Source organism: Mesorhizobium sp. M7A.F.Ca.ET.027.03.2.1 (assembly GCF_003999175.1).
GTDB lineage: Bacteria > Pseudomonadota > Alphaproteobacteria > Rhizobiales > Rhizobiaceae > Mesorhizobium.
Genome location: NZ_RZOM01000692.1, coordinates 1 through 3,352 on the forward strand (window position 1 = coordinate 1; position 3,352 = coordinate 3,352).

A 3,352-nucleotide genomic window follows, 5' to 3' on the forward strand; every position below is an offset into this window, starting at 1 on the left:
ACACTCGATGCCACACGCCCGGTCGGTGAGCTCGTCGCTGCCGCGGTCCGCCTGATACGCCGGTCATGAGCCTTCATCTGTGCCGATTTCGGTGCCGTCCTGGGCCTCGGTCAGCCGCTGCCGGCGGGACCACGTCAGCATCTGCTCGGGGTAGAGCCTCAGCGCTTCCAGCAGGCGGTCGCGCTTGAGCAGGATGTAGTGCGCCTGCACAGCCATGTTCTTGGCGCCATCCCCGGCGGTGGCCTTCGCCGGGGTGACAGATGCCTCCGGCGTCAACTCGGGGCTGAGCACGGCGCGGTACTCGATGAAGGGAACCACTTCGAAGGTCGACATGGCAAACAGGGCGGTTCGGCCCCTGGCGGCAAAATTCGCCGGCGCCGAGGCGAGATGCGTCCAGCCGCTTTCGCCCATGGCTGCCTCGGTGAAAGTCGTGCCGGCATGGACGGTGTTGGTCATCGTCACCACGCCATTCTGCTTCAGGATCTTCTGGATGCGGATGGTGACCTGATAGGCGTCGTCGCGATCAAAGACGACCCGGCTTTTCAGGAACCGGTTTTCGACATCGATCAGCGGCGGGTTGAGGAAACGCAGGCCGAACGCGCTTTCGGAAATACCGTGGGTGTTGACGCTCACCTGATGCGCCTCGACACCGGCCTCGTATAGCGCGCGCTTGCCGATGATGGTCTGGGCGGTGAATTGATCGCACCAGAGGATGGCGCCGTGGCCGCGCTGCAAGGCCGACCGCAGTCCCTCCAGCCCCTCCAGCCGGATCGTCGGCGACCAGCGGCCAGCCACCAGATGTGCGGCAAGTTGCAGGCGGCGCCGATGGCGCGCCGCCAGCAATCCCTCGAACAGCTTGCGTGTATCGATGCCATCGCCAAGCACCGCGCGTGTCGCGGCCGCGTAGGCCGGGAATTCCTTGCGCATATGGCGCTTCAGGCGAACCCTCGATATGCGGCCGCAGATCGGCGCCCACCAGCGCACCGGCAGCGCCGCTGCCGCCACGAGATAGAAGACGGACAGCAGGCCTTCCCGAAGGTCCTTGTTGGAAAAGCGGCGAAGCCGGCCGGGGTGAACCAGCTTGCGGCTGAAGAAGCGGACGTCCTCCGCTCGTTCCGGGACGAAGACGTCGGCGATGATTTCAGTGCGGAAACTGGCTGCCGATGGCAGCTTGCGGGCGGCCTTGCGGGATTTTGCGAACCACCACAGCCTCATCGGTCCAGCCCGTTCTTCGACCCCCGCTTTACTGCGTCGGCTTGGGACGTGCAAGGTCATGTCCGCGCTCAAGACTTCTGCAAATTTCGCTTGCCCTATACCTGGGGGACAGGCGCGTGCAACGCGAGCTGGCGCCCGCGACGCCGGACCGCTGATCGCTGACCGGCAGTCGCTATTCCATATACGGCGTCAGCACATCTTCGATCCATTTCATGAATGCGCGGACTCGGCGCGACAGATTGCTCCGATGTGCGACGACGAGGGATACGGCGAGCGCCCGTCGACGAAAATCGGGTATGATCTCGACAAGCGCTCCACTCTCCAAGTATCGGCCAATGCCCAAAAGTGGCGCCTGAATCACACCAAGGCCGGCGAGGGCGGCGGCTTCGTAGGTCTGCGCGCTGTTGACGTGCAGCGCACCTGGCAACTGAAGCGTCGTGTAGCTGTCGCCGTCCGGATATTCCCATCCATAGGGTCTCGCGCCCAGCACCGTCGAAAAGTGAATTGTCCTATGTTCCTGACGCTGGAGATCATCCAGCGACCGAGGGACGCCATGGCGCGCCAGATAGGCGGGACTGGCAGCGTTGGCCATGCGCAACAGGCCCAACGGGCGGGCGATCAGCGTTTCGTCGCGAATGGGTCCAAGCCGCAATACACAATCGAACCCCTCTTGAACCAGATCGACTTGCCGGTCCGTACTCGACACCTCCAGCTCCAATTGGGGGTGCGCCGCCATGAAATCCGGCAAGGCCGGCACGATCGTTGTGCGCGCCACTTCGGTCGGAAGGTCGACCCGCAAACGCCCGCGAAGTGCCACGCGATCGCCTGCGAACATCGAGTGCAGATCATCGACTTCAGCGAGCAGATCGCGGGCACGGGCATGAAATGCGCGTCCGTCTTCCGTCAACCGCACGCTGCGCGTCGTCCGGTGCAGGAGCCTGACACCGAGATCTTCTTCCAGCTTCCGGACCGCCGTTGAGGCTCTCCCCTTTTGGATGCCCAGGCTGTCGGCTGCGCGGGTGAAGCTCCCCATTTCCGCTACCGTTATGAAAATGAGGATGGGTTCGAGATTTTGCATTTTCGTGCCCCGGTATTGTTCCCCAAAAAGAGAACAGTCGATTCATTTCCTCGGTGTTTATCACACCTGAGGGGCACAGTAAGCTTCGAATATGGGATCTCCCCATCGGAGAATGACAAGTGTCCGAAACTGTGAACCCGCATCAGACACCTGAAATTATGACCTTGCATCGCGCCCTGTGGGCCGGCCGGATAATGAGCGCGTTTGTCGTTATCGCTTTAATGGCAGACGGCACTGTTCAGCTTTTCGCGCCGGCACGGATCGCGAGCATGTTGCAGGAAACCGGGTTCGCGATGGACCTGACGCGCGTCGTGGGTCCGATCATCCTCGCCTGCGCCATCCTCTACGCCATCCCGGTCACCGCCGTCCTCGGCGCGATCCTGGTGACGGGCTTTTTGGGAGGTGCCATCTGCGCCCATCTCCGCATCGGTGAGTTGGGATCGCCGCCGGAAATCATTTCCCTGCTTCTGGGCGCGATGACCTGGGGCGGCCTCTATCTGCGCGATCCCCGTATCCGGGCCATTCTGCCGCTCATCCATTGAACCAACAGGGGCAGTTCTGTCCCTCAACATCAGGAGAAAACACATGTTCTTAGTAATGGGAATCACCGGAAACGTGGGCGGCGCGACGGCAAGGCATTTGCTAGCGCTAGGCAAAAAGGTGCGCGCGCTGGTCCGCGACCGCGAGAAAGCGTTGAGCTGGGCGAACCGGGGCGTGGAGCTGGTTGACGGCGATTGGAATGATTCGGCAACCATCGAGCGGGCGCTCGAAGGCGTCGAAGGCGCGTTCGTCATGCTGCCTCCTGTCTGGGCGCCTTCGCCCGATTACAAGGAAGCAAAGGGCGTCATTGCAAGCTATGTCGAGGCGCTCACCAAGGCAGCGCCGCCGCGAGTGGTTGCGCTTTCGTCGATGGGCGCGAACAGAACCAGCGGGCACGGGGTGATCGCGGCCTTGTCCCTTCTGGAGCAAGGTTTTCGCGACCTGAGATCGCCAGTTGCTTTTGTGCGCGCAGGCGGATTCTTCGAGAATTTTCTTTTCGGGTTGCAGGTCGCGCAGGGC

4 protein-coding genes are annotated in these 3,352 nt (G+C 62.4%); 2 read left to right on the forward strand and 2 right to left on the reverse strand.

The window, feature by feature from the left end:
- Nucleotides 1-63: 63 nt before the first annotated feature.
- The gene (locus EN750_RS25020; protein ID WP_127398073.1) at nt 64-1,215 is read right to left on the reverse strand and encodes a hypothetical protein; all 1,152 of its coding nucleotides are present in this window, start codon (nt 1,213-1,215) and stop codon (nt 64-66) included.
- 172 nt (nt 1,216-1,387) lie between these two features.
- Nucleotides 1,388-2,293, reverse strand: coding sequence for a LysR family transcriptional regulator (locus EN750_RS25025; protein ID WP_127398075.1), 906 nt, complete (start codon nt 2,291-2,293; stop codon nt 1,388-1,390).
- Nucleotides 2,294-2,412: 119 nt separating this feature from the next.
- Between EN750_RS25025 and EN750_RS25030 the strand changes: the two genes are divergently transcribed.
- Together EN750_RS25030 and EN750_RS25035 are read left to right on the forward strand one after the other, a co-directional pair.
- Nucleotides 2,413-2,835: a DoxX family protein gene (locus EN750_RS25030; RefSeq protein ID WP_127398077.1), complete on the forward strand. Its 423-nt coding sequence runs from the start codon at nt 2,413-2,415 to the stop codon at nt 2,833-2,835.
- 55 nt (nt 2,836-2,890) lie between these two features.
- On the forward strand, nt 2,891-3,352 hold a 462-nt coding region (locus EN750_RS25035), incomplete at its 3' end, for an NAD(P)H-binding protein (RefSeq protein WP_245482800.1).